The organism is Frankia sp. AiPs1, assembly GCF_023716945.1.
In the GTDB taxonomy this organism is placed as follows: domain Bacteria; phylum Actinomycetota; class Actinomycetes; order Frankiales; family Frankiaceae; genus Frankia.
The window spans coordinates 1-4,359 of sequence record NZ_JAMQQF010000504.1 but is presented as its reverse complement, the minus strand read 5'-3'; the positions used below and the strand labels follow the sequence as shown (position 1 = coordinate 4,359).

The window sequence follows — 4,359 nt, the reverse complement described above, 5'->3', positions numbered from 1 at the left end:
CCCTGGCGGCGCGCCGCGGCGGACGAGGGGACCGACGGCGACGCCGGGTCCTGCGCGGGGATCACGGCGGGTCCCCCCGCCGCGGCCGCCGGGGCCGTACGGTCGGCGGGGGTCACGACAGCGTCGGGAGCGGTCCCGTCGCCGCCCGGGGATGCGCAGGTGCTCATGGCTTGGCCACCCCGGTGAGGCTCACGTACCGGCCGAGCGCGGTCAGCGGGAAGACCAGCCGGTACAGGTGGTAGTTCAGGGAGAAGTCGCCGGGGAATCCGGTGCCGGTGAAGTAGGGCTCGTCCCAGGTGCCGTCCGGCCGCTGGGTCTCGCACAACCAGCGCACCCCGCGCTTCACGGCCAGGCTGTGCGGGTCCACCGCCAGCAGCGCGAGCAGTGCCCACGCCGTCTGCGACGCGGTGAGCTCGCCCCGGCCGATCCAGGCGGGGTCGGTGTAGGAGCGCAGGTCCTCGCCCCAGCCGCCCTCGGGCGACTGGTGCTCGAGCAGCCACCGCACCGCGGCGGTGATCGCCGGATGGTCGATGGGCACTCCGGCGCCGATCAGCGCCGGCACGGCCGCCCCGGTGCCGTAGAGGTGGTTGACGCCCCACCGGCCGAACCAGGACCCGCCCGGCTCCTGGTTGTCCAGCAGCCACTGCACCGCCCGCTGGGTGATCGGGTGATCGGAGCGGCCGAGGTCGGCCAGCATCTCCACGATGTGCGCGGTGACGTCCGCCGACGGCGGGTCGACCACCTCACCGAAGTCGCAGAACGGGATCTTCGTGGTGAGCGTCCGGACGTTGTCGGCGTCGAAGGCGCCCCAGGCACCGTTCGACGAACGCATCCCGACGCTCCAGTCGACCCCCCGGGCCGCCGCCGCGCGCATCGCCGCGGCCAGCCGCGGGTCCGCGTCCTCGACGGTGTTCACCGCGATGGCCTCGGCGCGGCCCTGCCGGGAGGCCGGCGGGACGACGTGCCCCGCGCCGAGCAGCCGCCGCAGCGCCAACACCACCTCGGCGGTGTCGTCGACGTCCGGGTAGAAGTCGTTGTCGAACTCGAACGCCCAGCCGCCGGGGGCGAGCTCGGGGCGGCGTATCGCCCAGTCCCCGGCGACCCGGACCTCCTCGTCGACCAGCCACTGGCCGGCCTTCACCATCGCCGGATGGTCGCCGGGGACGCCGGCGTCGGCCAGCGCGACGACCGCGAGCGCGGTGTCCCAGACCGGCGACTGGCAGGCCTCGATCTGGCGGATCGGACCCTCCGGGGTGTCCCGGCGGATCACGTACCGCTCCATCCCGCGGAACGCGGTGGCGATCACCGGGTGGTTCAGCGGGTACCCCATCAGGTGCAGCGCCATGACGGAGTAGACCCAGGGCGGCTGGATGCCACCCCAGCACCCGTCGGCCTCCTGGCGGGCGACGACCCACTCGGTGGCCCGCCGCAGCGCCAGGGTGCGCAGGAGCTTGATCGGCCGGCGCTCGTAGCGGTGCAGCAGCTTGTCGAGGCGCTCGAAGGCGCCCTCCCAGCTTCGCAGCGGGGCGGGCTTGCGTCCCGCCGCCGGCACCTTGAGCTCGTCGATGGTGAAGCCGAGGTCGTGCGACGGCCGCAGGGAACCGACGATCGTCAGCGCGACGATCGTCTGGCGGGCCCAGCAGGCGAAGTCGTAGACGTTCAGCGGGATCCACGACGGCAGGAAGATCAGCTCCGGTGGGATGACCGGAACGTCATCCCAGGACCACTGGCCGAGGGCCGCCAGCCAGATCCGGGTGAACACCCGGGAGGCGGCCACTCCGCCGTGGGCGCGCACCAGCTCGGCGGCCCGCGCCATGTGCGGGGCGTCGACCGCGTCGCCGGCGAGGCGCAGCGCGATATACGCCTCGATGGTGGTGGACTGGTCGGCCGGACCGCCGTAGAAAGTGGGCCAGCCGCCGTCCGCGAGCTGCTGGGAACGGATCCAGCGGGCGGTCTGCTCGGTCTCGTCGTCGGTGCGGATGCCGAGGAACTGCTTCATGAACAGGTCCTCGGCGTCCATCGTGACGTTCGTCTCGAGGTCGCCCTTCCACCAGCCCTCATCCGACTGCAGCGCGAGGAGATGGTCCCGCGCGCGCGCCGCGGCGACGCCCGCGTTGGTCGGGGCCGCCTGCGGCCTGCCGGTACCGGCGGACAGCGGCGGTGAGGACCGGGAGATCCCGTAGGCGTCGGCCGTGGCGGGCACCGGGATGGTGGGCCGCTTCGGGCTCTTCTCGGCAGTCGGAGCAGCCGGGGACGGGTCCGAGGTCAGGCTCATCGACGACTCCCCTCGTCGTACGTGCGATGGTCAAGCGGGCGATCGCCAGGCTGATCGCCGGTCTGTCCGGCGTCGCGGCGGCCCGGTGGGGCCGCCCGCCGGCCGAGCCGTGGCGGGGCGCCGCCCGGCCTCCCGGCATCACCCCGGCCTGGTACGGGGCGGCGGGTGGACCAGGCGGCATGGGCGCCTGTGCTCACCTGCGGCCTCCTCAGCGATCGCGCTCGGTCACGAAGCGGGCGAGAGCGAGCAGTTCCGCCTCGACCGCGGCCGGCATCGACAGCGAGCGCAGCACGTTCTCGCACGCCTTGAGCTGCCGGTCGGCCTCGGCGGTGGTCCAGTCCCGCCCGCCGGCCTGTTCGACCAGTTCGGCGATGTGCGCGAGTTCCGCCTCGCTCGACTCCCCGGTGCTGACGAGGAAGGCACGCAGCTCGTCGGCGGCGCCGCCGCCGGCCTCCAGCGCGACCACCACCGGCACGGACTTCTTGCGGGAACGCAGGTCCGACAGCACCGGCTTGCCGGTGACCGCCGGGTCGCCCCAGATGCCGAGCAGGTCGTCGATGAGCTGGAAGGCCGTGCCGAGACGGGAGCCGTACTCGGCGAGCGCGTCGACCATCTCGTCGCCGGCACCGGCGAGCACGGCGCCGAGCGACGCCGAACAGGCCAGCAACGCGCCGGTCTTGCCGTCCTCCATCCGCAGCGTGTCGGCCACGGTGACGTCGGAGCGGCTCTCGAACATCAGGTCCTCGGCCTGGCCACGGACCAGGTCCTGGACGCCGGCGCCGAGAATCAGCGCCGCCCGCCGCGCGGCCTCGCCCTCGACCTCCAGCAGGACCTGGGTGGCGAGCCCCAGCAGGGCGTCGCCGGCCAGGATCGCGCCGTCGGCGCCGAAGACCGTCCAGGCCGTGGGCCGATGGCGGCGCTCGGTGTCGCCGTCCATCAGGTCGTCGTGCAGCAGCGAGAAGTCGTGGACGAGCTCGACGGCAACCGCGGCCGGCAGGCCGACCTCCGCCGACGCACCGGCCGCCTCGGCGGACAGCAGCGCCAACGCCGGGCGGACGAGCTTGCCGCCGCCACCGGGCAGCGGTTCGCCGGCGGCGTCCACCCAGCCGCGGTGGTAGGCAACGACGTGGCGAAGGCGCGGGTGCAGGCGGTCCACCACGGCGCGCAGCGCCGGCACGGTGAGGGTCCGCCCCCGCTCGATCGCATCCGGAACCGTCATGGTCATACCGGGAATCCCCCTGTGGATGAGTGCCCTGGCTGGCCGGTGGGCACCGGCCCGGTGACCGCCCTTGTCGCGACGGTCACCGCGTTCTCCCCCCGTGGATCCGGAGAATCCGACGAATCCGATGCATTCGGTGCAACCGCTGTATCCAGCAAAAGCGATGGGTCTGATGAATGTGTGGTGCTGGTGGCGGGCGCCTCGTCGGCGCCCTGCCGTGGGAGAGCCCGAGCCGGTGCCGGTGATCGCCCGGCGACCCCCCGGTCTCCCCCGGCGGACCTGGCCAACCCGTTGACGACGACCCCCATACCGGCCAGGCTCTCACGGGTTGCAGCGAGTCCGCTACGCACAGCAGATTCCATGGTCGCCGGCCATCCGGTGTCGGTCCACGTGCCTGCCAGGGCAAAGCCGGGCAGTCCGGTCGACGTACCCGGGCGCAACGCAAGCGAACCGGGCGCCTGCCGGAAGGTGGCCGTGCGCTCCCGGGTCACGAAGACCTCGAGCGGCGCGGCCGCGCGGGCGGCCGGGAACAGCCGGGCCATCTCGTCGACGAACAGCGTGCGCAGATCGTTCGCCGACCGGTCGATCCACGGCTCGGCCGCCGACTGGGACAGCGCCAGGTACTGGGCACCGGGCGGACCCGAAACGGCCAGACCGGAGGAAATCGTCCGATCGAAGATCCACTGGATCGGCGAGTCGACGACGGCCAGGAACGGCCCCTCGATCACCTGCCGTGGATAGATCATGTGCACGTTGATGATCGGCGAGTCGCCCAGCTCACGCAGCCGCTCGGGCCGCGGGCCGGCGCCGGCCGGCATCAGCTCCGCCGCCACCGGCGGCGGCACCGCGAGGACCACCGCATCGG

Annotated in this window: 3 protein-coding genes; all 3 read right to left on the bottom strand. The window is 73.5% G+C overall.

The features are described from left to right. Positions 1 to 163: 163 nt before the first annotated feature. On the bottom strand, positions 164 to 2,275 hold the full coding sequence (locus tag ND748_RS26180) for a terpene cyclase/mutase family protein (protein WP_251748825.1): 2,112 nt from the start codon (positions 2,273 to 2,275) through the stop codon (positions 164 to 166). A 208-nt stretch (positions 2,276 to 2,483) separates the two neighbouring features. Continuing rightward, a complete protein-coding gene (locus tag ND748_RS26175) occupies positions 2,484 to 3,500 on the bottom strand; it encodes a polyprenyl synthetase family protein (RefSeq protein ID WP_251748823.1) in 1,017 nt (338 codons plus the stop codon). Continuing rightward, the coding region (locus ND748_RS26170) for an FAD-dependent oxidoreductase (RefSeq protein ID WP_251748821.1) at positions 3,497 to 4,359 on the bottom strand (863 nt) is incomplete at its 5' end. The genes ND748_RS26175 and ND748_RS26170, both read right to left, overlap by 4 nt.

What these genes read in the sequence shown, in the direction of transcription:
- ND748_RS26180 (WP_251748825.1), bottom strand. Translation starts at nt 2,275, where the DNA reads ATGAGCCTGACCTCGGACCCGTCCCCGGCTGCTCCGACTGCCGAGAAG.
- ND748_RS26175 (WP_251748823.1), bottom strand. Translation starts at nt 3,500, where the DNA reads ATGACCATGACGGTTCCGGATGCGATCGAGCGGGGGCGGACCCTCACC.